This window comes from Streptomyces sp. GESEQ-35 (assembly GCF_017948485.1).
In the GTDB taxonomy this organism is placed as follows: domain Bacteria; phylum Actinomycetota; class Actinomycetes; order Streptomycetales; family Streptomycetaceae; genus Streptomyces.
Genome location: NZ_JAFFSX010000022.1, coordinates 14739 through 36841 on the forward strand (window position 1 = coordinate 14739; position 22103 = coordinate 36841).

The following is a 22103-nucleotide window of genomic DNA, read 5'->3' on the forward strand; positions in this document are numbered from 1 at the left end:
TCACGTCCATCGGACGGCCACCCATGCCTGGCGCAGTTGCCGCCCTCGGGCGCACGTTTCACTGTTGTGAGCGCAGCCGTGACACCCGTTGTAGTGGGCAACGAGCGACCTGTACGCCTCGTCGGACGTTTGTCGGCTGACGACCGCTGTCGCGCGGGCCAACGCGTCATGCAGCTTCTCGGGGTCCGTCAGGACGCTGCTATCGCTGGGCGGGATTCGCCAGCGAGGTCCGGTCGTGCACTGTGGTCCCGGCACAACCACGTGGGCCGTATCGCCGAGGACCCTGATGCGTGTCGTCTCCGGCATCTCCCAGCCGGAGGCTCTTCCTGCCGGCACCAGCCAGTAGAAGATGTCGGCCCACGGATCTTCGATGACGGCCCCCGTCGTATCGCGGAGTTGGCCGAGTACTTCAAGCGCGACCGCTCGGGGCACCTTCACGGCATCCCACCACTTGCCCGCAGGGAGAAGCGAGACTGAGCGACCGGAGGGCATCCAGCCCGGGGAGACGGTGTTCATGCAGTCACCATCGGGTGACGGGTGGTGTTGATTCGATACCCACCCGGTAATCTCACCGTGAGATACATATCCATCTCGTCTGTGGATACCGGGGGTTGAGCCATGACTGCTGTGCTCGGGCCGATCGAACTGCCGGACTGGGCATGGGAACGTGCCGAGGTCCGGCAGGCCCTGCGCGCACGGGACATGGGCGCCGTATTTCGGTTCACTCAGCAGTACGCAGGTGCCAGTCAATCCCGCATCGCCGCGGCCGCCGGAATGACGCAGGCCCGGGTGAACGAGATCATCAATTGCCGCAGAGAAGTGTCCCGGCTCGACGTCTACGAGCGCATCGCGGATGGCCTTCGTATGCCCGACGATGCGCGACACCTGCTGGGCCTTGCGGCGAGCAGAGAGAAGCGCTCCGGGGGAGCAGCGTTCGATCTCGCGGCCTTTCCTGAAGTGGTCAGGGTCTACGCTGCACAGAACTCGGCTGCCGAAGAGATCCAACAGCAAGCGCGTGAAGCCCAGGAATTGGACATCCTGGCCGTGCGCGGTCTCGGTCTGATCGGCTTGAACGACAGCCTCCTGCGCGCTTGGCTGCCGCGCGAGGAAGGCGGCAAAGGGCTCCGTGTGCGGGTGCTGCTCCTTGACCCGGACAGTGATGCCCTGACCCAACGTGCCGCCGAGATTGGAGAGTCGGCCGATGCCCTCGCCAGCGGTGTGAGGCTGGCCGAGGCGCGGCTGCGGGAACTTGCCGACTCGTGCGACATCAGCGCGTGGCGTTACCGCATGCTGCCCACCTGGCGGCTCATCCGCACGGACTCCACCATGTTCGTCAGTGCCTTCGACGCTGGGTGGGAAGGACACGAATCGGCCACGTACAAGGTCATGGAGACTCCACACGGACCCTTCTTCCGAGGGTTCCGCAGGATGTTCGAGGCGATCATCGATGGCGCGCAGCGCACGATCTAGACCAGGAGAGAGGGGAACGAATGGTGATCGAGGCGGAGTTGAAGGCCCGGGTTCACTCGCCCGAAGCCGTCGTCCGGCAGCTCGACGAGCGCGCCAAAGCCCGGGTTGAGGTGTACCGGGACACGTACTACGACCGGCCGGACGGTTCTTTGGAGAAGGCGGACCAGGAGCTGCGGGTTCGGACGATCCATGGCGACGACGGCACCCGTACGATGCTCACCTTCAAGGACGCTGCGGTGGATGAGGACTCCGGTTCGAAGCCCGAGTACGAGACCGTCGTAGAGGATGCCGAGGTCGCCCACGCCATCCTCCGAGGCCTCGGACACGTGGAGGTCATCGCATTCGAGAAGCGCTGCCGGAACTACGAGTTCGAGGCAGGCGGCCGGCGCATGCTCGCCACGCTTGTCCGCGTGCCGGAGATCGACGGGACGTTCCTTGAGGTGGAGACGCTCGTGGACGAGGACGGGGTGAGCGCGGCTCTGGACGACATTCGCTCCGTCCTATCTGAGTTCGGCATCGGGCCCGAGAACCTAACTCGAGAGACGTATACGGGAGCTGTGACGGCGCAGCGAGGGCGGTCTGGTGCCGTCGGTGGGCTGTGATCGATGCGGACTGCCTGAGGTTGGTGGGTTCAAGCGGCTGGCTCGAGGATTCAGCGACGGGGCAGCCGCGCCAGTATTGGGATCGCCAACTCGCGCCCACCGATCCCGCACCTGCGCCCAGCGTTCCCCGGCAGAGCTGAAAGCATCTTCAGCGATACACGCACGTTCCGGCGACAGCAACTCCTCGACGTGTACGCGGAGATTTACGCAGACCGGTTGAGCGAGGACTTCCACAGCGTCGAGCGGTTCGACGAGCGGCTCGGCTGGAACACCGAAGTTCCCGGGTTCGCTGCGGTTGTCGGCTACGTCGACGACACCCCGATTGGCTATGCCTACGGATGCACCCTCCAGGAGGCGACGCGATGGTGGAACGGCATCCAAACGCGGGTTCCGGCAGACGCCACCGAGGAGACCGGCTCGCGCACCTTTGCACTCTCGGAGCTCATGGTCGTTAAGAAGGCTCGCGGCACGGGCATCGCACGACACATCCACGACGAGTTGCTACGCGACCGACCGGAGGAACGCGAGTGGTTTGGCGACGTGCTGCCCTTCTCCGATGCTCCGTTGTACGACGCGTTGATTCTTCGACGTTGAACTGCGCGAGCTCGGTCAAAGCGAAGGTGACTCGCTAGGCGGGCACGGGGCAATCCAAGCAGCGGAAAGATCGAGGAGCGCTACTTGAGGTGGCGGTGCTTCCCTCGAACTCAGAGAAGCCACCACTGTTGTTGCGATACACGATGCCGATCCCGTGTTCAGTGAGCAGGTCGCGGAGGTCCTCGCGGGGGAGCGTAGGTGTCAGGACCATCAGGTGGAAGGGCTCGTCGTGGACAATGGTTCTCAAATGGCGGTGTGCGTGGAGGAGTTGAGCAAGAGCCTGAGTGATCGACTCGGTTGCTGCACTGCCCGTCGGTTGGTAAACCGTGTGGTTCGTCTGGTTGTAGATCTCGAATGAGAGCTGATCCGCCGAGTTTTGCAGGGATAACTCCATTTGCCCGATGGTCATCCCAGACGCGATCTCGTGCGTCTCGAAAGCGTCCGCTAGATCATCGCGGATCGCTTCTACTCGGGCGATGTCGGTTTGCGGTTGACGCTGACGCCTCTGGCGTCGGTACGACCGAGCGAGACTCCCTGCGGTCCGCTGGAACCGAATTCGGGGACTGGCTGCCAGTGGCAGTGTATCGGAATCCTCCCGGATATATGGGCCGGTGGGACGAAGGCGGAAGACAACGATGTTGCGATCTTGGTCCAGTTCGTCTTTTGCTTCCCGTATGTCGTAGGGCTTGCGCTCGTCAACCTTGAATTCTCCTATGTACTTGTGTGTTCGCGTGCCGCTTCCTGGGACATTGCCCACAGCGACAAACGCGTGTAAGGTGCGCCCCATATTTGCGTGTTCCAGTATGGAGGCATTTCCGCCATCTAAGGTCTGATCGCCGCGCTTGCCGGTCCCGGTATAGGTGAATACGGGGCCCAAGTCGTCGTCCTCGGCAAGCCATCCATCCCGATATCCGTAGCGCCTACCTATTTTGCTGTCGGAGAATATAAGGACGTTGCGTTTCTCTCTGGCTGGGCAGATTCCGGCGAAGCCGCTGCCGCCGAGTACGGGGTGGATCTGTGCACGTGTGAGGATGTCGCCAGGCGTGAACCCGGCCGTGGACGTCGTCATGATCCGAGGCTAATGGTTTCAGGGTCCACGGAGTGCTGGGAGTCGCGCAAGTTACGCAAGAGACCGTTGTGGCAGCGTCACATCCAAGCGAGGATGGCGCGATGAGTGACGCGACGGGGACGGTCATCGCGGGAGTAATCGCCTTCGCAGCCGCAGTCATCGGTGCTGTCATCGCCGGGATGTACGCCAAGCACGGAGCCGAAGCCGGTGGGCGTAAAGCAGTTGAGGCGGCGTTGGCTCAGGTGCACGGCCAGGCTGCGGCGGAGCACTGGCAGTGGGTGCGCAGCCAGCGACATCAGGCCTTCGCCGCCCTCCTTGCAGCCTATGCCGTTCTGGATGAAGCGCTCGTGCGCCTTACGCCTGAGATTCGAGCTGGGGCCGGGCTGGATGAGGCGACGGGGCGCGAGTTTCGAGAGCGCACCGTTGAACTTAAGGCAAAAACCAGCCAATTGGCCCTTTGGGGGCCAAATGAGGCGAACGTATTGGCTTACGCCCTGACGGGGAAGTCGCTGGCGGCCGTCGGGGCTTTGTTGCAGGTGGCGGGTGCGAGTTCTGCGGGCCTGAGCGTGACCTGGTCCAACTTCGACCAGGCTAGGGGCGAGATGACCCAGGCATACGCCACTTTCCTTCAGAGAGCTGGAGAAATCATTCGTGATCCGTTGCAGCCCGTCAGCTAGTGGGTTCTTCCTCATCGCGTGTCAGAGCCCCAACGGTGACTAGCCTGCGGTGATACCCGAGTACGACCACACATCCGCAGGCAGGTCATAGTGCAACTGCCAGGTGATGGCCATGGGCTTGCTGCCCTCGTGCCGGACGAAGGTCGCCGGGCCCAGCAGCATCCAGGGCTGGGCTTTGCCGATGTCGGTGTCCTTGTAGCGTCGCATGAACAGCAGCACGTGGCTTCCGCGTTGCTTGTGCTGCTGGTAGCGCAGGCCCGTGGGTGAGGTGGCTGCGGTTGTGCTCTGTGACTCCCAGTGGAAGAGGGAAGGGCTCAACGCGTAGTCCTTGTACCGGATGGTGGGGGAGAAGTCCTTCTCACTCTTCTCGAGGGTGATCAGCAGTGTGTCCGTCTGGTTCTGCTCGTCCCACAGGACGCCCTGTGCAAAGGAGCCGGGCATCTGACCGCCAAGGCGGGCAACACCGAGTGCGGCCAGGATCTCCGAGCGGTTGTATGCGCTATGGATCTTCAGGGGGATGTGGACGTGTGGGCCCTCTAGGGGGAGGGGGAAGTGGTCGGCGTGCCCCATCACGTGGTCAAGTACCTGTCGCAATTCGCTACGGAACGCTCGTTGCTCGCGAAGCGATTCGAGCCCCTCTCGGTAGGAGCTGAACCCGCCAGCCTTGTCCCAGAGGTTGAAGAACAGCATGCGCGCGTACGTTTGATCTTTTGCGCTCAGCGACTCGTACGTTGGTGCGTCATCGCTCACCAAGCGCGTGTATGCATCAGCGCGTTCGCGGTCGTCGACGTGCAAGAACGCGTGGACTCGCTTCAACAGGTTTGGCTCATCGGACTGTTCAGGCCGGTCGGCCAGGCCAGCGCGGCGTAGGACCGTCGTCCATGAGTTGCTCGACTTGTACAGCTCCCGGATCTCACGGCGACTCTCCTTGAGATAGTCGGCGAGGAGCGGCGCATCGAAGTCCTTCGCCTCCTTGGCGAGGGTCTGGACGGTCGCCTTGATCTGGTTGCGGATGTTGTCCAAGACAAGGTCCTTGGACTTGCCTTCAAGGATGATCTGGCAACCGGACGGCAGCAGAGGAAAGTCGTGTTCTGCGTGCTCAAGGAGACGATTGCGCGACAGGTTGGTCATCGCCCTGAACTGCTCCTCGAACCGGAACTCGGCTCGATGCTGGCCGATGAAGTCGAGCACCGTGAGCACAGGCTTGTCCGGCGTACGGCGCAGTCCTCGGCCGAGTTGCTGAAGGAAGACGGTGGCGCTGTTCGTGGGACGCAGGAGGAGCAGCGTATCGACGTCGGGGATATCCAAGCCCTCGTTGAAGAGGTCTACGGAGAAGATGACTTGGATCTCTCCGGCCTTGAGCTGGGACAGCACGTGGTCACGGACCTCGGGCTTCGATGTGCTATCCAAGGCTTCAGCCTTGAAGCCGGCATCTTGGAAGCACTTCGCCATGAAGTGAGCGTGTCTCCGGCTGACACAGAAGCCGAGTGCCCGCATGTTCATCGGGTCGGACACTTTGTCCCGCACCTGCTTGATGACGATACGGACGCGCGCATGGTCGGCGGAGAACAACTCGCCGAGCTGGCTCTGGTCGTACGTACCCGAACGCCAGTTGAGGCGGGTGAGGTCCGTACCGTCGGGCACGCCGAAGTAGTGGAACGGACAGAGGAGATCGTTGGCGAGGGCCTCCCACAACCGCATCTCGGCGGCGATCCGTCCTTCGAAAAATTCGTCCTGCACGTTAAGGCCGTCGGCGCGCTCGGGAGTGGCGGTCAGACCGAGGAGTTGTTGGGGCTTGAAATGGTTGAGAACGCGGCGATACGTCGTAGACGTGGCGTGATGGAACTCGTCGACGACGATGATGTCGAAGTGTTCCGGGTCGAACTGGTCGAGTCGCTGGTCCGTGAGCGACTGGACGCTAGCGAAGACATGCTTCCAGTCGCGCGGTAGCTCGCTGCTGAAGAGTGCTTCGCCGAAGGATGCGTCATCGAGTACTTCGCGGTACATGCGCAACGACTGCTTCAGGATCTCCTTGCGGTGTGCCACGAAGAGGAGTCGCGGGTACTGCTTGCCGCCCCACTGCCTATGTAGATTGCGGTAGTCAAGGGCTGCCATGACTGTCTTGCCCGTACCGGTCGCGGCGACAAGCAAGTTGCGCTGGTGACCACGGATCTCACGCTCAACGCGGAGTCGTTCCAGCATGTCGGCCTGGTGCGGGTGCGGCCGAACCTCAAGGCCTGACAGGCTGATCTTGGAGTCTTGGCTGGATGGCGAACCGCCCGCCAACCCCAAAGCTTCGTCCAATTTGCGGGCGTCGCGATCCGGATCGTAGGGCTCAAAAGCGATGTCGTTCCAGTAGGCGTCGAAGGTGGCCTCGAACTTGTTGAGCACGACCGGCGTGGCCACTGATGACAGGCGCACATTCCACTCGAGGCCGTCGAGTAGTGCGGCCTTCGAGAGATTTGAGCTGCCGACGTACGCCGTGTCGAAGCCGCTCTTGCGCCGAAACAGCCAAGCCTTTGCATGGAGTCGTGTCGAGCGAAGTTCGTAGTTGACCTTCACCTGGGCGCCGAAGTCGCGGACGAGTCGGTCGAGCGCGTGGCGGTCGGTGGCGCCGATGTAGGTGGTTGTGATGACTCGGATAGGGACGCCGCGTTCCGCTGCGGCACGGAGAGAGTCTTCGAGTACACGCAGTCCGTACCACTTCACGAAGGCGCAGAGCAGATCAATGCGATCCGCTGTCGCTAGCTCAGCGCGCAGCTCGCTGCCGAGGCTTGGGTCCTCAGGGGAGTTGGTGATGAGAGCGGTCTCCGAGAGAGGTGTGAGCGGGCGTATTGCGTAGACGCCGGGTGCCTCCTTCTCGGCTAGGGCGAGGAGTTGGCGAGGGCCGTCGGAGATGAGCTCGACGGCATCACTGCTTCCGGGGTCGGCGGGGTCGGATGAGGATGAGAGTGACTCGATGATCTTGTTGGCTACGGCGACGCGCTTGTCATGCGGCAGTTGGCTTAGTCGCTGTCTTACCGCCCGACTGATGTGTCGGGCGAGTACATGGGGTGACGATTCTTCGCTGACCTCGTCATCGATGGCTTTCCAACCGGCTGCCTTCAACTGTTCCATCTGCTCCTGCATGCGTTCAGTGACGAGTTCCTCGTAAACACCCGCGACAGGCTGCGACAGATCCCCCGGCTGAACCACGCTGATTTCCCCAATCCCCAAACACAGCAATGGCCCTGTTGTATCAGGTGACCCTGACAGTCCCCATGGCCGACTTGGGTTTCTATGTAGGTGCCGTTGGGCCGCCCGCTTCTTGGTCAGTGTCGTGCTTCCGCGGCCCGTATCAAGGGCGCTGCGCGTCGCCTTCGGCGATGGCCCTCCGGGCCACCCCTGACACGGGCCGCTCCAGCACGGGGGAGAAGCGAGCGGGCGGCCCGGAAAGACGGGTGGCCGAGGTGGGTTTGCGGTGGGGTCGGCTGCGGTCTGGTCCGGGGTTTGCGGGCGCGGTCGCGGCTCGGCGGCACGCCGGGTCGGCTTGGCGGCGTTCGGTTGGTGGGTGGGGCGCGGTCGCGTAGTCGGGGCGGTGGGGTGTGGTGGCGGCCGTCGGTTGGGGTTGGGTGGTGGCGGAGGCGGAGTGGGGCGCTGGTGGTTGATCGGGTGTTTCTGCGAGGGTGGTTCACTCGTTCGAGTGTGGGATTTACCTGGTGTTATCACTCTGAGTGAGCGACAATTGGATGTGGGAGCTCGCTTGTGGGAGTGGTGAGTTCGGCGTGCGGTTGTTGGTCTGTCGGGGGGTGAGTGCCATGTCCGTGTCCGGTCCGATGAGTGTTGGGTCTGGACTGTCGCCTGTCCCGCCGCAGGGACGTCCGGTGGAGGTCGGTGGGGCGCCGGCCGGGGCGTTGGATGCGTGGGTGGCTCGGCTGCGGGAGCAGGGGCCGGGGGCCGTGAGTGCCGGGCAGTTGGATGCGCTCGATGTGGAGGGGTTGTCTGCTCGGGGGTTTGTTGATGCGTTGGTTGTGCTGGAGGCGCATCTGTCTTGGGTGCAGGCCAAGCAGGTTGAGGTGCTGGCTGCTATTGCCGAGCGGGCCGAGACGCCGGAGGCGGTGATCTTGGCTGGGGGTGGCAGTTTGGATGATGTGTTTGCCGCCTCCTGGGATACGGCGGTGGAAGAGGTGGCCTGTGCGTTGCGGCTGGCCAATGGCACCGCCGCGCAGCGGTTGAAGGCGGCCACGCTGCTGGCCTCCCGGCATGAGGCCACCACTGGGCTTCTTGCCGAGGGGCAGATCTCGTACGTGCAGGCGCAGGCTGTTGCTGAGCAGCTTGAGGTGCTTGACGACGAGGTTGCCGGGCAGGTTGAGGCGGTGATGGTGGGCAAGATGCCTGCGCAGGCTGCTGGGCAGACCCGGGCCTCGTTGCGTCGGGAGATTCATCGGGCCGATCCGGCGGGGGCCGAGCTGCGGCACCGGCATCGGGTGCGGGAGCGCGGTCTCCTGCACTATCCGAAGGATGACGGCATGGCCGTGTTCGGGGCGGTGCTGCCTGCGCAGCAGGCCGCGCTCATGGAGCAGGTTGTCGACACTCGAGCCCAGGGGTATGGCGACGATGGGCGCAGTCTTGAGCAGAAGCGTGCCGATGCGTTGTTCGAGTTGGTCGTCAGCCCGCCTGGCGTGATTGGTGGATTGGGGCCGGAGCGGGGCGAAAGGGCGGGGCGTAGCGCCGTCGTAGTGCAGGTGACCGTGCCCTTCGACATCCTGCTGGGCGCCGAGGACGGGCCGGGCGAGCTGAAGGGGTACGGGCCGATCGCCGCTTCACAGGCCCGGGAGTTGGCGTTTGCGCCCGGCACTGTCTGGCGGCGGCTGTTGACCCAGCCGGAGACCGGGCTGTTGGTGAAGACCGATCCCACTACCTATCGGCCGACGGCCGAGGCGGAGCGGCAGGTGCTTGCTCGGGATCAGTACTGCGCCTTTCCCTCCTGCCGGATGCCCGCCCATCGCTGCGACCTCGACCACATCCGGCCCTTCGACCACCGTCGTCCCGAGCGGGGCGGGCCGACCGTGCCGGACAATCTGCAGCCGTTGTGCCGTCGGCATCATCGGCTCAAGACTCATCATCCCGGTTGGGCAGTCAGGCGCGATCGGCACACCGGAACCACTACCTGGACCGCCCCGACCGGCCACACCTACACCAACACCCCACCCGTCTATCGGGAATGAGTGCCATGTGTGCGATCAGCGCGATCAGTGCGATCAAGGCAGAGGTGCGGCGTCGCCATTGCCCGGCGATTTGATCCGGGGAACGCCTTCGTCGCCAGTTGTTCGTGCAGGTGGTCAGCAGGGCACGGGCTACACCCCGTGGCAGTCCCCGTAAGCCTGCCCCGACCCGCACCAGCAAGCCGTCCCCCGCTGTGGCGGCCACTCGATGGCGCGTCCCCTGGCCGCCAGCGTCGTTGCGTACTGGGGTAGCAGTGCGGTGTCCTCCGGCGGAGCTCCCTCCGAGGCCGAGAAGGCCTCGTACGAGGGGACTGTGCCCGTGACGATTCCCAGGTTCGGGGTGCCTGAGGAGGCGAGTTCTCGGAGGGAGGCCTCTATCGTCGCCAGGTGTTCCTCGTGGGTGGGGTACTCCGTGGCGAGTGCCGGGTAGGCGGTGAGGAGTTCCTCCAGTTCGCCCGACGGCCAGTGCAGCACGGCTACCGGGAAGGGGCGGGACAGGGCCGCCCGGTATGCGCCCAGCTCCGCCTGTAGTCGCGAGATCTCTGCTCGCAGTTCCGCCGGGTCGTCCGAGCCCAGGGACCAGACTCGCTTCGGGTCGTGGAGTTCGTCCAGGGAGACCGGTGAGGTGTGGACGCTTTCCGCGAGGGCGTCCCACTCGTCGTGGCCGGCGCCCAGCATGCGCCGTACGCGGTGGCGGCCGAAGAGGAGAGGGTGGGTGGTGTACGGGGGCTCCGGGACGTTCGTGAGGAGGAGCCGTACTCCCTCCGTGAACGTCTCCTGCGCCTGCTCCAGCTCGTCGTGGGATTCCAGGGCCTCCGCGACGATCACCCAGGCGGCCGGGTCGCGCGGGGACGCCGTACGGACGCCCTCGATGATGGCCCTGGCCTCGGCCTCGTGGCCGTATTCCCAGAGGTTCGACGCCTTGAGTGCTCGTACCAGGTGCGGGTTTTCCAACCCGGCGGACGAGGACAGCAGGCGGTCGTAGAGCGTCGTCGCGGCGGGGCGGTCGCCGGACAGTTCCAGGTGGGCCGCGGCCTGGAGGAGCAGGGCCTCGGCGTCCTCGGGGTACAGGCCGGCGGTCCGCTCCAGGCGGGCCGCTTCGGCGGCGTGGTCGACGTTTTCGGCAGGCGTGTCGGGGCGCATGGGGGACACCGTAGCGCCGGTCGGTGACGAAGGTGAGGTATGGGCAGGCCAGCGGTCCATGACTGGGTCGGTCACGGTCCTGTCGGCGATCTTGTGAGAGATGCCCGTTGGAGGGGGGTCCAGCCCATTCGTCGTACGTGCCTGGTCCCGGACAGTCGTGTGCCGGGCCCGGAGTCCGGGCCCGGCACTGCCGTCGACCAGTCGACCAGTTGTATCCCTCGGTCAGAAGCGTCGGCTGACCTCAGCCGTTGAGGAGCGGCCGTGCTGCGGGCCGCCCGTCCCGTCGTGCAGACGCCGGTGGTTGCCGGGTCGAAGGGGAGCGCGAACGGGAGCGTGCCCTAGCTGGACCGGTGGCTGGGCCGGGCCCGGCTGTGCGGGGGCCGGACCTGGCCGTCGCCGGAGCTGTCGCCGGGGTCGCCGACTATTCGACAGCGGCTAGCCGTGGTCCTGCCCGTGCTCCGGCTTGGTGGGGTGCGTCGGGTGTTCTGGCTTGGTGGGGTGTGTCGGATGCTCCGGCTTCGTGGGGTGCGTCGGGTGGGCGGGCTTGGTGGGGTGCTCCGGGTATGCCGGCTTCGTCGGGTGTTCGGGGTGAGCGGGCTTGGTGGGGTGTTCGGGCTTTGCCGGGTACGTCGGGTGGTCGGGCTTGGCTGGGTGGGCCGGGTGTTCGGGCTTTGCCGGGTACGTCGGGTGGTCGGGCTTGGCTGGGTGGGCCGGGTGCGCGGGCTTGGCCGGGTGGGCAGGCTTCGCGGGATAGGCCGGGTGGGCCGGCTTGGCTGGGTGAGCCGGGTACGCAGGCTTTGCCGGGTGCTCCGGGAGGGCCGGCTTCGCGGGGTGAGCGGGCTTCGCCGGGTGGGCCGGGTACGCGGGCTTGGCCGGGTGAGCCGGATACGCGGGCTTCGCTGGGTGGGCGGGGTAGGCCGGCTTCGCGGGGTGCGCGGGCTTGGCCGGGTGTTCAGGCTTGGCCGGATATGCAGGCTTGGCTGGGTGTGCCGGGTACGCAGGCTTCACCGGGTGCTCCGGATGCGCGGGCTTCGCCGGGTGAGCCGGATAGGCAGGCTTGGCTGGGTGAGCCGGATAGACCGGCTTCGCCGGGTGGGCCGGATGGACCGGCTTCACGGGGTGGGCCGGATAGACCGGTCTCGTCGGATTGGTCGGGTAGGTGGGCTTGGCCCCGTGGGCCGGGTGGGCGGGCTTCGCCGGGTGGGGCGGGGGCGGGTTGGTTTGGGCGTAGGCGGGTCCGGCGGTTGCCAGTGCGGCTGCGGCGAGCGCGGCCGTGGCGGCCGACGCCAGGACGGATCGCCAACTCGGCGATGTCGACATTTGCTCCACTCTCCTCGACTTGGTTCAGGGCCTCGTGACGGCTGGTCAGCACCAAGGGCTGGATAGTGGAATTCATAGGAAAACGGGTTATATGACTAACGCTGCGGCAGTCATAAGCCACCGGACGGTGTACCGCGGGCCGCCACTTGGCCCGGGTGGTGGCGAGGTTTGGGCCACGATGTTCATGGATGTTCATGGATGTTCATGAGCGTGGTCTCGTGGTAGCGGCGCATGTTCTTGCCCTTCGAGGCCGCAGCCACGGTGGCGGTGATCGCGCTGATCGACGTGTGCGGCACACCGATCCAGTCGCTCAACCGCTTGGCCCCGGCTGCCACGAGATCGCTGGACGTCTCCGGGTATGCGACAGCACCGGACCGCCCGTCGGCATCGCGGCCGGCGCCGGCTGTCGTATCGCCGCGTCCGTGACCGAAACGGCAACCACCTCGTGCCGCGCGCTGGCGGGATGCCCCGAATGGCTGCCAGAGGGGGTGGGTCGCTCTCCCCCCGAACGGGAGCGGGCGCCGGTCGCCCGGCGCCCGCTCTACATGGCCATGCCGTTCCCTACAGGGTCACCCCGTCCACCTGCAACGTCTGCACCGCGCCCGCCGCGAACGGCACGCTCACCGACTTGCCGCTCAGGTACGTGTCCGAGTAGGCGCGGTAGCGGTCGCTGCCCGCTGTCGCCGTGTTCCAGCGGGGGACCAGGCCGCCCGAGCCGCCCGTCACCGTCGAGAAGCGGGAGAGGTCGAAGGTGAGGGTCTGGGCGGCGCCCGTGTTGACGGCCACGATCACCAGGCGGCGCGCGGCCGCGTCGTATGCCGCCGCCGCGTAGCTGACGCCCGTGTCGATGATCGTCATTCCGGGGCGGATGTGGCGGCTGAACTGGGCCATCACGTAGTACTTCGTCTGGACCGTCGTCGGCTGAAGGGTGCTCGCGTCGTACGCGATCATGGCCCAGCCGGTGCTCGGGTCCATCACCTGCCAGTAGCACCATGCCGTCGGGTGCAGCCAGCGGAAGTCGTAGCAGAGGTTCGACGCCAGGGTCAGGCCGGTCGCGTCGCTGTCGCCCGTCTCCGAGTTCCACAGCTTCTTGCCGGATGTCGTGACGACGTCTGTGTAGAGGAGGTCTCTGCGGCCGCCCGAGCCCTGGTAGCCGTGCACGTTGACCTGGGTGACCAGGGCCCTGGTCGACGAACCGAAGGAGGCCCAGGTCGAGCGGGCCGTGTCGTAGTTGGTCTCGTCGGAGGCGGAGATCCTGATCCCCGTCAGGCCGCGCGCGTCGAGTTCGCTTCTCATGTAGGGGAGTACGGCCGCCTGGACCGCCGGGTCCAGATGGCAGCCCTCCTGTGTGCCGGTGCTGGTCCACCAGGTGGAGGCGGGCTCGTTGAAGGGGTCGACCGTCGCGAAGTTCACGCCCCAGTTGTTGCGGGCGTACAGGGCTGTGGCCGCCAGGTGCGAGGCGTGCTGCCGGTAGTTCCAGGTCTGGAGGTTGTTGGCGCCGCCCGCCGCTCCCGACGGGTTGTGGTTGGAACACATCCACCACATGGGGGAGTTGGCGAACAGCTCGCTCACTGCGCCGCGCTGCGTGGCCTTCACCAGGGCGGCGCGCTGGTTCGCGTCCGCCGTCCAGTCCCAGGCGGAGGACGTGGGGTCCTCGTTGTTCCAGTCCTGCCAGAAGCCCTCGATCTGCTTGAAGGCGGGGATGTTGGGCGACTCCACCATCGACTCGCCGTTGACGCTGTTCCAGCTGCACGCGCCGAGGTTGTAGCGCGCGATGTTGAGGCCCAGGCCGGGGAGTGAAGTTCCGTTGTACGTCACCGACTTGGTGGTGAAGAAGGCGTCGGCGAAGTCGTCCCGGGCGCCGAAGACGTTGGCCCACCAGGCGAGCGAGGTGCCCCAGCCCTCCCAAGTGCCGTACCTCGTACCGGGGTTGACGGCGATGGTGGCGTCCGCGTGTGCGGTGCCGGTCGCCAGGGCGCTGCCGAGGAATGTTCCGCCCGCTGCGGCCAGCAGGGTTCTGCGTCGGATCATGGCTACTCCGCTTCGGTCAACCACCGGTCCCTGAACCGGCGCTGTGGCCTGTCCCGTTCATGCCATGAGGAAGCATCGGGTGTGCCGCAGGAGGTTGTCGAGGTTTATGACAGCCCTTTCTCAAACCCGTGTACGAAGTACCGAACGGGGCGGTTCCACACCACGTGGCGCATGGGTCTGGCTACTTGCGGACCTGCCTCTTATCGTGCGGGCGGCACCGGCGAAGGAGGTGCGTGTGCGGATGCGGGTTCTCGTCGTGCAGCACAGCAGTCGGCGGCGGCGTGTGCTGTTGCGGCGCGGGGTGTGGGCGGGCGGCGAGGTCCTCGTCACCGTAGGGCTCGTGCTTCTGCTGCTTGTCGCGCATCAGCTGTGGTGGACCAACCGGCAGGCCAGGGAGGGCGCCGAGCGGAAGGTGGAGGCGCTGGAGCGGGAGTGGGGGGCGTCGCAGGGTGGTGGCGGCGGTCAGGAGGACTCCGGTACGGCGGCCGCGCCCTCGCAGACCGAGGCGCCCCGGCGGCAGCCCGCCGCGCAACGTGCGACGTCCGCCGCCCCGACCTGGTCCCAGGCCTACGCCGTTCTGACCATCCCCCGCCTCGGCCTCCGCGTCCCCGTGGCCGAGGGCACCAGCAAGCAGAATGTCCTCAACAAGGGGTACGTCGGCCATTACTCCGGCACCCAACAGCCCGGCCAAGCCGGGAACTTCGCGCTCGCCGGGCACCGCAACACCCACGGCGAGCCCTTCCGGTACGTCAACCGGCTCGGTAAGGGTGACGAGGTCGAGGTGGAGACGGAGGACGCCATGTACACGTACGTCGTCGACCGGACCCTGCCGCAGACCGCCGCCCGGGACGGCGGGGTCATCCAGCCGGTGCCGAGGAGCGCCGTCCGGTCCGGCTACGGGTACAGCGACCCCGGCTACTACCTCACCCTCACGACCTGCACTCCCGAGTACACGTCCAAGTACCGGCTGGTGGTGTGGGGGAAGCTGATCTCGATGCGGCCCCGTTGAGTGCTTCGCTGGATATGCGGGTTCGTTCGCCGCGGGTCGGTGGGGGCTGGTCGCGCAGTTCCCCGCGCCCCTGGAGGGCGTTGCCCCTCACGCCCCTTGTCGGCCCCCTCACCTCTCCCGAAGCACCCCCACCCCCACCGCCGCGACCACCGCAAGCCCCGCCGACACAAGCATCGCGATATTCGCGCCCTGCGCCAGGCTCCCCGATGACGTGGACAGTGCGATGGTCAGGGCGACGCCGGCGCTCGAACCGATGTACCGGAACGTCTGCTGCGCTCCCGACCCCATCCCCGCCCGCTGGGGCGGCACGGACTCCACCGCGAGCAGCGGTAGCGCGGCGTTGAGCAGGCCGCTGCCGATGCCGGCGATCACGAGTCCGGGGAGCAGCCGTGTCCAGGAGCCGGAGTCCAGCGCGCCCAGCATCGTCAGCGCGCCGCCCGCGTGCAGCAGGAAACCGAGGGCGAGTTGCAGGCGTGGGGACACCCGGCCCGCCAGCCGCTTGGCTTGAAGGGCGACGCCGAAGGAGAGCCCGGACCAGAGCAGGAACAGCCAGGCCGTGTCCATCGCGGACAGGCCGAGCGTCTGCTGGAGCAGCGCCGGCAGGAAGCTGAACAGGCCGATCACCGCGAGTCCGGTGAACAGGCCGCCGGCCGAGGAGGCCAGGAAGTGCGGGCGGCGCAGCAGGGTCAGGTCGATCATGGGTGTGCCCGCGCGCCGCTCCACCAGCACGAAGATCCCGATCAGTACGGCGGATGCGGCGAGCAGCAGTCCCACCGGTGCGCGCAGCCATCCGTCCCGGCCCAGCGTCAGCGCCGCCAGCAGTGCGACCAGCGCCAGCCCGAAGGTCACCGCCCCGCCGAAGTCGGGCCGCCCGCCCCTGGGGGCACGGGACTCAGCCAACGTACGCGTGCCGAGTGCGGCCACGATGATTGCCGCGGCGCCCAACACCCCGTACCCCAGCCGCCAGTTGGGCATCGCCCCGGCCACCAGCGGTCCCAGCGCGATGCCGCCGCTCACGAACGCGCCCCACACGCCGGTCGCGTGCAGCCTGCCGCGCGGGGTCGGGAACGCGTGCACGATCAGGCCCAGGCTGCTTGCGAGGAGCGCGGCGCTCGCCCCGCCCTGGGCGATGCGGGCCAGCGTGAACAGCCAGGTGGAGGTGGTGAAGGCGCCCAGTGCCGTGGTGATGCCGAGTGCGAGGGTGCCGGCGAGGAAGATCCTGCGGCGGCCGTAGTCGTCGGCGAGGCTTCCGGCGATCAGCAGCAGGGCGGCGAGGCCGAGCGGGGTGCCGTTCAGCAGCCAGGCCTGGGCGGAGAGTGGGGTGTGCAGGGCTGCGGCGGTCTCGGGGAGCGTGACCATCGGCGCGGTGTACGTCATCAGGGCCACGGCGGTGGCGGCGCTGGTCACGGCGAGGGTGGCGGTCGGGCGGGGCGCCGACTCGGCCCGGGGAGCGGCCGGGGCGGGCCGCACCGTAAGAGTTCGGTCATTGAACCTTGGCATGCCCCGTACCGTAGCACCTTCGGTTCGTTCATTGAACCTAGGGCCGGAAAAGTGGTTACAGTGGACGCCATGGCACTGGGCAAGGACTACGCGACACAGGAGTGCTCGATCGCCAGGGCACTGGAGATCGTCGGCGAGCGGTGGACGCTGCTCGTGATCCGCGACGCGCTCTACGGCGTCCGGCGCTACAACGACTTCCTCGTCCACCTCGGCATCCCGCGCGCCGTCCTGGCCGCCCGCCTCCAGGCGCTCACCGCGGAGGGGATCCTCGAAAAGCGCCGGTACCAGCAGTCACCGCCGCGGGACGAGTACGTCGTGACCGACCGCGGCATCGCGCTGTGGCCCACGCTGCGGTCGCTCGGGGTGTGGGGCCGGGAGCACCTCGGGGACTACCGGCTGCGCTATTTCAGGCATGCGCAGTGCGGTACCGAACTCGGCTCGTACGGCGAATGCCCCGCCTGCGGAACCGTCGTACCCGTCCCGGACGTGGAAATGGTGCCGGGACCCGGACTCGATCCGGACCCGGAGAATCCGGTCAGCCGGGCGCTGCTCAAGCCCAAGAGGCTGCTCCAGCCGATCGAGACGGATCCTGTATAACGAACAGCAGGACAACGAACAGCAGGGCGAGCAGATTTACGAGGGAGAGGGGGCGCCGTGATCCGTGTCCGCGCCGGTCTGCGCCCCGCCCTCCTGTTGCTGCTCCTGCTGCTCCTGCTGCTCCAGGTCGCGCTGCTCGACACGGGCAGCCTCTCCGCCACCGTCGCGCTCGCCGCGACCGCCGCGGCCGGGTCCGCCTTCGCCGCGTGCTCGCTCCTCGTCTCGCGCTGCGCGCCCGCCGTGCCGCCCACGCGGGTGCGTACGGCCATCCGCGACCGTGACCTGCGTACGGCGTTCCTGCCGCAACGCGATCCCGACGCCAAGGGGCGCACCCGGCCCCGGGCGCCCGGACAGGCCCTCCCGACGACCGTCGCGTAGGGCACACATCCGCAGTTCCCGTTCGTGACCCCGCGCGGGGTCGTCATGCCGCCATCTCACTGACCCGGCACGACGAGACCCCACGGAGGGCTCACCCATGTCCGTTTTCGCCAACCTGGTCGAGCAGCTGGCGCAGCTGCTCGAACCGCTCTTCCACGCGACCGCCACCGCCGCGGCGATCGTCCTGTTCACCGCGCTCGTACGACTGCTGGTGCATCCCCTGTCCCGGGCCTCCGCGCGCGGACAGCGGGCCCGGGCCGCGCTCCAGCCGAAGGTCGCCGAGCTGCGGAAGAAGCACGGGAAGAATCCCGAGAAGCTTCAGCAGGCGGTGCTGGAGCTGCATGCGGCGGAGAAGGTTTCGCCGCTGTCGGGCTGTCTGCCCAGTCTGTTCCAGCTGCCCGCGTTCTTTCTGCTCTACCACCTGTTCTCGAACACGACGATCGGCGGCGAGGCGAATCAGCTGCTCACGCACGAGCTGTTCGCCGCGCCGCTCGGTGACCGGTGGACGGATGCCCTGGCCGGCGGTGGCTTCTTCGGAGCGGCCGGGCTCGTGTACGTCGGGCTGTTCGCCCTCGTCGCCGCCGTCGCCGCGTTCAACTACCGCCGTACCAAGCGGATGATGGCCGCCAATGTCCTCGTGCCGGTGTCCGACAGTGGGCCGGTGCCGGGGCTCGGGGCGATGACGAAGGTCATGCCGTTCATGTCCTTCTTCACCCTGGTCACGGTGGCGGTGGTGCCGCTGGCCGCCGCGCTGTATGTGGTGACCAGTTCGACGTGGAGTGCGGTGGAGCGGGCGGTGCTCTACCGCTGAGCTCGGCCGGTCGGTCGGCCGGTCGGTCGGTCAGCCCGTCGGTCAGCCCGTCGTCTTGCGGGCCACGCCGCCGTAGAAGCCGATCTCGGCGGCTCGGGGCGGCGGCGGGGTGTCCGGGCGCCAGAACGGGACCTGGGTCAGACCGGGCTCGACCAGTTCGAAGCCGTCGAAGAAACGCTCGACCTCGGCGTGGGAGCGCAGGTTCATGGTGGCGGTGGCGTTGTTGTAGACGGCCTGGGCGTCGCCGCGGTTCGCGAGGTCACCGGTGGCGTGCGAGAGGACCAGGTAGCTGCCGGCCGGCAGAGCGTCGCGCAGGGTGGCGACGATCTGCGCGGGCTTCTCCGCCTCGGTGACGAAGTGGAGGACGGCGACGAGGAGCAGCGCGACCGGCCGGCCGAAGTCGATGATGCCGCGGACTTCGGGGTGATCGAGGACGGCCTGCGGGTCGCGCAGGTCGCCGAGCGAGATGCTGGTCGCGCCGGAGCGGCTGAGGAGGGCGTCGGCGTGCGCCTTCACGATCGGGTCGTTGTCGATATAGGCCACGCGTACGTCGGGTGCCGCTTCGTGGGCGATCTCGTGCACGTTCGGGGAGGTGGGCAGCCCGGTGCCGATGTCGAGGATCTGGCGGACGCCGGTGCCGACGACATACCGGACGGCACGCCGGAGGAAGGCGCGATTGGCCTGCACGCTGATCCGCGCCTCGGGCGCCTTGGCGGCGAGCGCGTCGCCGGCCAGCTGGTCGACCTCGTAGTTGTCCTTGCCGCCCAGCAGGTAGTCGTAGATCCGCGCGGGGTGCGGCCTGCTGGTGTCTATCTCCTCGGCGCTCATGTCGGCAGCCTTCCATATCAACTTCGGCATCAACGTCTGCATCAACTTCGGCATCAACTTCTGTGCACAGGAACGTAGTTCGATTTCCGTGTGCTCGTGTGTGATTCCCTTGCGGTTCCTTCGCGATCACCGGTGCCCGGTCCAGTCCGTGAACCAGGTCTTGCGGAGTGGTCGTCGACCTTGGAGGATCGACCAGTCCTCCGATGGCTGCGTGCAGGCCGCACACCGGCCGTGGCCCGTCGGCCGGGCGCACGCGATCGAGGGAGATTGTGATCATGAAGCTGCTGCGAGTAGGTACGGCGGGAGCGGAGACGCCTGCGCTGCAAGACGCCCAAGGGGTTCTGCGCGACGTGTCCGGCCTTGTCCCCGACATCGACGGAGCGCTGCTCGCCGACCATGCGGCGCTCGACCGGATCCGTGCCGCCGACGAGGCCGGTGAGCTGCCCGTGCTCGACGCCGCCGGGCTGCGCGTCGGACCGCCCCTCGCAGGGATCGGCAAGGTCGTGTGCATCGGGCTCAACTACCACGACCACGCCCGCGAGACGGGGGCCGAGCCGCCCGCCGAGCCGGTGGTCTTCTTCAAGGCCGCGGACACGGTGGTCGGGCCCTACGACACGGTGCTGGTGCCCCGCAAGTCCGTGAAGACCGACTGGGAGGTCGAGCTGGCGGTCGTCATCGGGCGTACGGCCCGGTATCTGGAGTCCGCGGAGGAAGGGCTCGCCCATGTCGCCGGGTATGCGGTGGCGCATGACGTGTCCGAGCGGGAGTTCCAGATCGAGCGGGGCGGGACCTGGGACAAGGGGAAGAACTGCGAGACGTTCAATCCGCTGGGGCCGTGGCTGGTCACGGCGGATGAGGTTCCGGATCCGCAGCGGCTTGCCCTGAAGCTGTGGGTCAACGGGGAGTTGAAGCAGGACGGGACTACGGCGGAGCAGATCTTTCCTGTTGGTGAAGTCGTGCGGTACGTCAGTCAGTTCATGACGCTGTATCCCGGCGATGTGATCAATACGGGGACGCCGGCGGGGGTTGCGATGGGGCAGCCTGAGCCGAAGCCGTATCTGCGGGGCGGGGATGTGGTCGAGCTGGAGATCGAGGGGCTCGGTCGGCAGCGACAGGAGTTCAAGGACGCCTAAGGGGCGGGGGGCTGCGGTTGGTTCGGCGACTGCGGGCCGTATGTGGCTGGTCGCGCCCACGCGGCGGAGCCGCATATCGACACAGCCCCGCGCCCCTATCGGCGTTTTTCTACTGCTTCTCGAGGAAGTGCTCCAGTGCCTCCACCACGAAGCGGTGGTCCTGCAACTGCGGCAGTCCGCTCACCGTTACCGAACCGATCACGCCCACGCCCTCCACGGTGATCGGGAAGGAGCCGCCGTGGGCCGCGTACTCGTCCGGATTCAGGCGGGCGGAGTCCTCGAAGGTCGTGCCCTTGGCCCGGAAGCGGGCGCCTACGAGGTAGGAGGCCGAGCCGTAGCGTTCCACCACTCGGCGCTTGCGGTTGATCCAGGCGTCGTTGTCGGGGGTGGAGCCGGGCAGGGCCGCGTGGAAGAGCTGCTGGCCGGCGCGGTGGATGTCGATGGCCACCGGGGCCTGGCGCTCCCGGGCCATCTCGAACAGCAGGGTGCCGAGGGCCCAGGCGTCGTCGTAGGTGAACTGACGGAAGACCAGGTGGCGTTCCTGGGCCTCCAACTCCTCCAGCGGCGGGGTGAGTTCGGGGTGGAACTTCGGGGTCAGCTCGGAGTTGTGCGTCACAGCGTCACCGTCACTTGGTCGCGGGCGGAACGGCGGGCCGCCTCCAGTACGTCGAGGGCGGCGGCCGCCTCCAGCGCGGTCACCGGGTTGGGACCGCCGTCCAGCAGGGCCTTTGCCACGGCCGCATAGTAGGCGGGGTAGTCGCCCGGCAGGGTCGGCTCGGGGCGGCCGCCGCCGGTCAGCGGAGACTCGCCGGAGCCGATGTGGCCCCAGAGCGACTCGGGCTCCGTGCCCCAGTCGGCGGTCGTCGAGGGCCGCTGCCCGTCCTTCAGCGCGGCCTCCTGCGGGTCCAGGCCGTACTTCACATAGCCCGCCTGCGAGCCCAGCACCCGGAAGCGGGGGCCGAGTTGGGCGGTCGTCGCGGTGGCGTAGAGGTGGGAGCGGACGCCGTTCGCATGCGTGATCGCGATGAACGTGTCGTCGTCCGTCTCCGCGCCGGGGCGGCGGATGACCGACTCGGCGTACACGGACGTCGCCGGGCCGAAGAGGACCAGCGTCTGGTCGACGAGGTGGCTGCCGAGGTCGTAGAGGAGACCTCCGATCTCTGCGGGGTCGCCGGACTCGCGCCAGCCGCCCTTCGGCTGCGGGCGCCAGCGCTCGAAGCGGGACTCGAAGCGCCATACGTCGCCCAGCTCGCCCTCGGCCAGCAGCTTGCGCAGGGTCAGGAAGTCGTTGTCCCAGCGGCGGTTCTGGAAGACGGAGAGCAGCAGTCCGCGCTCGTCCGCCAGCGCCGCCAGCTCGCGCGCCTCGGCCGCGGTGCCCGCGATCGGCTTGTCGACGACCACCGGGAGGCCGGCCTTGAGGGCGGCGGTGGCGAGCGGGACGTGCGTCTTGTTCGGGGACGCGACGACGATCAGGTCCAGCTCGTCGGCCCGGTCGAACAGCTCGTCCGCGGTGGCGGCGACGCGTACGTCCGGGAACTCGGCGCGGGCCTGCTCCGCGCGCTCGGGGTTCGAGGTGACCACCGTGTCGAGGGTGAGCGCCTCGGTGGCGGTGATCAGCGGGGCGTGGAAGACGGAGCCTGCGAGGCCGTAGCCGACCAGGCCGACGCGGAGAGGGGTAGCACTCATGTCTCCCACTTTCGCAACGCTGTTGCCAAAGTGCAAGCGCCGGGGACAATG

20 protein-coding genes are annotated in these 22103 nt (G+C 67.4%); 10 read left to right on the plus strand and 10 right to left on the minus strand.

Features of this window, described 5'->3' with window-relative positions; translation table 11 throughout:
- The first annotated feature begins 618 nt into the window (after nucleotides 1-618).
- The 3 genes from KCH87_RS33445 to KCH87_RS33455 all read left to right on the plus strand — a co-directional run bounded on the left by KCH87_RS33445 (nucleotide 619) and on the right by KCH87_RS33455 (nucleotide 2666).
- Nucleotides 619-1470 (plus strand): helix-turn-helix domain-containing protein, encoded by an 852-nt coding sequence (locus tag KCH87_RS33445; RefSeq protein ID WP_210590995.1) that lies wholly within the window; start codon nucleotides 619-621, stop codon nucleotides 1468-1470.
- A gap of 23 nt (nucleotides 1471-1493) precedes the next feature.
- Nucleotides 1494-2072 (plus strand): class IV adenylate cyclase, encoded by a 579-nt coding sequence (gene cyaB, locus KCH87_RS33450; protein ID WP_210591386.1) that lies wholly within the window; start codon nucleotides 1494-1496, stop codon nucleotides 2070-2072.
- 216 nt (nucleotides 2073-2288) lie between these two features.
- On the plus strand, nucleotides 2289-2666 hold the full coding sequence (locus tag KCH87_RS33455) for a hypothetical protein (RefSeq protein ID WP_210590997.1): 378 nt from the start codon (nucleotides 2289-2291) through the stop codon (nucleotides 2664-2666).
- A 34-nt stretch (nucleotides 2667-2700) separates the two neighbouring features.
- Here KCH87_RS33455 and KCH87_RS33460 read toward each other — a convergent pair whose 3' ends face one another.
- A complete protein-coding gene (locus tag KCH87_RS33460; protein ID WP_210590999.1) occupies nucleotides 2701-3735 on the minus strand; it encodes a hypothetical protein in 1035 nt (344 codons plus the stop codon).
- Nucleotides 3736-3836: 101 nt separating this feature from the next.
- On the opposite strand from KCH87_RS33460, the gene KCH87_RS33465 reads away from it, so the two are divergent.
- Nucleotides 3837-4412: a hypothetical protein gene (locus KCH87_RS33465; protein WP_210591000.1), complete on the plus strand. Its 576-nt coding sequence runs from the start codon at nucleotides 3837-3839 to the stop codon at nucleotides 4410-4412.
- Between the two features lie 39 nt (nucleotides 4413-4451).
- Here the strand turns inward: KCH87_RS33465 and KCH87_RS33470 are convergent, their stop codons facing one another.
- Nucleotides 4452-7541, minus strand: a complete 3090-nt coding sequence (locus tag KCH87_RS33470; protein WP_247197224.1) for a DUF3427 domain-containing protein — start codon at nucleotides 7539-7541, stop codon at nucleotides 4452-4454.
- Nucleotides 7542-8350: 809 nt separating this feature from the next.
- Here KCH87_RS33470 and KCH87_RS33475 point away from each other — a divergent pair.
- On the plus strand, nucleotides 8351-9619 hold the full coding sequence (locus KCH87_RS33475) for a DUF222 domain-containing protein (protein ID WP_308298984.1): 1269 nt from the start codon (nucleotides 8351-8353) through the stop codon (nucleotides 9617-9619).
- 129 nt (nucleotides 9620-9748) lie between these two features.
- On the opposite strand, the gene KCH87_RS33480 is transcribed toward KCH87_RS33475, so the two are convergent.
- The 4 genes from KCH87_RS33480 to KCH87_RS33495 form a co-directional block, all read right to left on the minus strand.
- Entirely contained in the window at nucleotides 9749-10759 is a 1011-nt protein-coding gene (locus tag KCH87_RS33480) for an SEC-C domain-containing protein (RefSeq protein WP_210591007.1), read from the minus strand.
- A gap of 435 nt (nucleotides 10760-11194) precedes the next feature.
- The gene (locus tag KCH87_RS49540; protein ID WP_247197212.1) at nucleotides 11195-12079 is read right to left on the minus strand and encodes a hypothetical protein; all 885 of its coding nucleotides are present in this window, start codon (nucleotides 12077-12079) and stop codon (nucleotides 11195-11197) included.
- A gap of 182 nt (nucleotides 12080-12261) precedes the next feature.
- Entirely contained in the window at nucleotides 12262-12414 is a 153-nt protein-coding gene (locus tag KCH87_RS33490) for a hypothetical protein (protein WP_210591010.1), read from the minus strand.
- Between the two features lie 226 nt (nucleotides 12415-12640).
- Entirely contained in the window at nucleotides 12641-14110 is a 1470-nt protein-coding gene (locus KCH87_RS33495; protein WP_210591012.1) for a beta-1,6-galactanase, read from the minus strand.
- A 241-nt stretch (nucleotides 14111-14351) separates the two neighbouring features.
- Here KCH87_RS33495 and KCH87_RS33500 point away from each other — a divergent pair, with 241 nt between their 5' ends.
- Nucleotides 14352-15119, plus strand: a complete 768-nt coding sequence (locus tag KCH87_RS33500) for a class E sortase (protein ID WP_210591388.1) — start codon at nucleotides 14352-14354, stop codon at nucleotides 15117-15119.
- A gap of 108 nt (nucleotides 15120-15227) precedes the next feature.
- Here KCH87_RS33500 and KCH87_RS33505 read toward each other — a convergent pair whose 3' ends face one another.
- On the minus strand, nucleotides 15228-16619 hold the full coding sequence (locus tag KCH87_RS33505) for an MFS transporter (protein ID WP_210591015.1): 1392 nt from the start codon (nucleotides 16617-16619) through the stop codon (nucleotides 15228-15230).
- A gap of 69 nt (nucleotides 16620-16688) precedes the next feature.
- On the opposite strand from KCH87_RS33505, the gene KCH87_RS33510 reads away from it, so the two are divergent.
- From KCH87_RS33510 to KCH87_RS33520, 3 genes are all read left to right on the plus strand, one after another.
- Nucleotides 16689-17216: a helix-turn-helix domain-containing protein gene (locus tag KCH87_RS33510; protein WP_210591018.1), complete on the plus strand. Its 528-nt coding sequence runs from the start codon at nucleotides 16689-16691 to the stop codon at nucleotides 17214-17216.
- 57 nt (nucleotides 17217-17273) lie between these two features.
- Nucleotides 17274-17594 (plus strand): DUF6412 domain-containing protein, encoded by a 321-nt coding sequence (locus KCH87_RS33515; RefSeq protein WP_210591021.1) that lies wholly within the window; start codon nucleotides 17274-17276, stop codon nucleotides 17592-17594.
- 97 nt (nucleotides 17595-17691) lie between these two features.
- A complete protein-coding gene (locus tag KCH87_RS33520; protein WP_210591024.1) occupies nucleotides 17692-18405 on the plus strand; it encodes a YidC/Oxa1 family membrane protein insertase in 714 nt (237 codons plus the stop codon).
- Between the two features lie 42 nt (nucleotides 18406-18447).
- Here the strand turns inward: KCH87_RS33520 and KCH87_RS33525 are convergent, their stop codons facing one another.
- The gene (locus KCH87_RS33525) at nucleotides 18448-19233 is read right to left on the minus strand and encodes an SAM-dependent methyltransferase (RefSeq protein WP_210591028.1); all 786 of its coding nucleotides are present in this window, start codon (nucleotides 19231-19233) and stop codon (nucleotides 18448-18450) included.
- Nucleotides 19234-19508: 275 nt separating this feature from the next.
- On the opposite strand from KCH87_RS33525, the gene KCH87_RS33530 reads away from it, so the two are divergent.
- On the plus strand, nucleotides 19509-20366 hold the full coding sequence (locus KCH87_RS33530; protein WP_210591031.1) for a fumarylacetoacetate hydrolase family protein: 858 nt from the start codon (nucleotides 19509-19511) through the stop codon (nucleotides 20364-20366).
- A 109-nt stretch (nucleotides 20367-20475) separates the two neighbouring features.
- Here the strand turns inward: KCH87_RS33530 and KCH87_RS33535 are convergent, their stop codons facing one another.
- Together KCH87_RS33535 and KCH87_RS33540 are read right to left on the minus strand one after the other, a co-directional pair.
- Complete coding sequence (locus KCH87_RS33535) at nucleotides 20476-20982, minus strand: heme-degrading domain-containing protein (protein WP_210591033.1); 507 nt, start codon at nucleotides 20980-20982, stop codon at nucleotides 20476-20478.
- Nucleotides 20979-22052 (minus strand): Gfo/Idh/MocA family oxidoreductase, encoded by a 1074-nt coding sequence (locus KCH87_RS33540; protein ID WP_210591036.1) that lies wholly within the window; start codon nucleotides 22050-22052, stop codon nucleotides 20979-20981. The genes KCH87_RS33535 and KCH87_RS33540 overlap by 4 nt, the downstream gene beginning before the upstream one ends.
- Nucleotides 22053-22103: the final 51 nt, after the last annotated feature.

Excerpts from the sequence above, each read along its gene's own strand:
- KCH87_RS33465 (WP_210591000.1), top strand. The coding sequence starts at position 3,837 with ATGAGTGACGCGACGGGGACGGTCATCGCGGGAGTAATCGCCTTCGCA.
- KCH87_RS33540 (WP_210591036.1), bottom strand. The coding sequence starts at position 22,052 with ATGAGTGCTACCCCTCTCCGCGTCGGCCTGGTCGGCTACGGCCTCGCA.
- KCH87_RS33530 (WP_210591031.1), top strand. The coding sequence starts at position 19,509 with ATGAAGCTGCTGCGAGTAGGTACGGCGGGAGCGGAGACGCCTGCGCTG.
- KCH87_RS33470 (WP_247197224.1), bottom strand. The coding sequence starts at position 7,541 with ATGCAGGAGCAGATGGAACAGTTGAAGGCAGCCGGTTGGAAAGCCATC.
- KCH87_RS33510 (WP_210591018.1), top strand. The coding sequence starts at position 16,689 with ATGGCACTGGGCAAGGACTACGCGACACAGGAGTGCTCGATCGCCAGG.
- KCH87_RS33525 (WP_210591028.1), bottom strand. The coding sequence starts at position 19,233 with ATGAGCGCCGAGGAGATAGACACCAGCAGGCCGCACCCCGCGCGGATC.
- KCH87_RS33500 (WP_210591388.1), top strand. The coding sequence starts at position 14,352 with ATGCGGGTTCTCGTCGTGCAGCACAGCAGTCGGCGGCGGCGTGTGCTG.
- KCH87_RS33495 (WP_210591012.1), bottom strand. The coding sequence starts at position 14,110 with ATGATCCGACGCAGAACCCTGCTGGCCGCAGCGGGCGGAACATTCCTC.
- KCH87_RS49540 (WP_247197212.1), bottom strand. The coding sequence starts at position 12,079 with ATGTCGACATCGCCGAGTTGGCGATCCGTCCTGGCGTCGGCCGCCACG.
- KCH87_RS33480 (WP_210591007.1), bottom strand. The coding sequence starts at position 10,759 with ATGCGCCCCGACACGCCTGCCGAAAACGTCGACCACGCCGCCGAAGCG.
- KCH87_RS33505 (WP_210591015.1), bottom strand. The coding sequence starts at position 16,619 with ATGCCAAGGTTCAATGACCGAACTCTTACGGTGCGGCCCGCCCCGGCC.
- KCH87_RS33520 (WP_210591024.1), top strand. The coding sequence starts at position 17,692 with ATGTCCGTTTTCGCCAACCTGGTCGAGCAGCTGGCGCAGCTGCTCGAA.
- KCH87_RS33460 (WP_210590999.1), bottom strand. The coding sequence starts at position 3,735 with ATGACGACGTCCACGGCCGGGTTCACGCCTGGCGACATCCTCACACGT.
- KCH87_RS33445 (WP_210590995.1), top strand. The coding sequence starts at position 619 with ATGACTGCTGTGCTCGGGCCGATCGAACTGCCGGACTGGGCATGGGAA.